General features: G+C 62.0%; 1 protein-coding gene and 1 pseudogene. One reads left to right on the top strand and one right to left on the bottom strand.

What is annotated here, in order from left to right; genetic code table 11:
- A pseudogene (locus BMI01S_RS44520) lies at positions 1-427 on the bottom strand (IS66 family transposase zinc-finger binding domain-containing protein); the annotation flags it as partial.
- A 45-nt stretch (positions 428-472) separates the two neighbouring features.
- On the opposite strand from BMI01S_RS44520, the gene BMI01S_RS41790 reads away from it, so the two are divergent.
- On the top strand, positions 473-722 hold a 250-nt coding region (locus tag BMI01S_RS41790), incomplete at its 3' end, for a transposase (RefSeq protein ID WP_255217870.1).

The following is a 722-nucleotide window of genomic DNA, read 5'->3' as shown; positions in this document are numbered from 1 at the left end:
AAACGAGGACGTCTGCGAGCAAGCTCGGATGGGCGATGCTCCGCTTGATCGGCAGGCCGGGCATCGGGGGCAGTGATAGTGCTGCGGCATGGGCAAACCAGTTGCGCCGGATCGTGCGAATGACCTTGAACGCCGCTGCGACCCGGGCGAGTTGTTCGGATTCGTCCTCGCCAAGCACCTGCATTGGTTGTCCGCAATCCGGGCAACTTGATTCAGGCTTTAGCACATGATCTTCGCGCGGCAGATGCGCGGGAAGCGCCTGCCTGGAAGCCGCTTCGTCCGTCGTCGCATTTGAGGTGGACGCATGTGCACTTCGGGCCTGCGCACGCTGCACATCCACAACGCCGCGCCCAGCCGCCAGATCCTCAAGTTGAGTCTCGAGCGTCTCGATTTGCCGCTGCAGCTGTTCGGACTTGCGACCGAACTCGTGTCCACCTAACGAAATAAGCGGACACGTGAACATATCGAAGAAGTGACACCCTCCGAGCGTCGACGCCGGCGACGCTACAGCGAGGAGTTCAAGGCCAGAGTCCTAGCTGCCTGCCACGGAACCGGAGTATCAGTTGCAGCGGTCGCGCTGGAACATAGGCTCAACGCGACCCTGCTGCGACGCTGGAGCGATCAGGCAGAAGGCCGGATGCCCAAGGGCTGCCGGGCCGTCCTGCAGATGCGCAACCAGCAACCGTGCCGGCATTTGTGCCAATTGCACTGGAAACCCGGAA

The sequence above is a fragment of the Paraburkholderia mimosarum LMG 23256 = NBRC 106338 genome (genome assembly GCF_000739815.1).
GTDB lineage: Bacteria > Pseudomonadota > Gammaproteobacteria > Burkholderiales > Burkholderiaceae > Paraburkholderia > Paraburkholderia mimosarum.
Note: the sequence above shows the minus strand (reverse complement) of the source record. Positions and strands in the feature narration are given on the sequence as shown.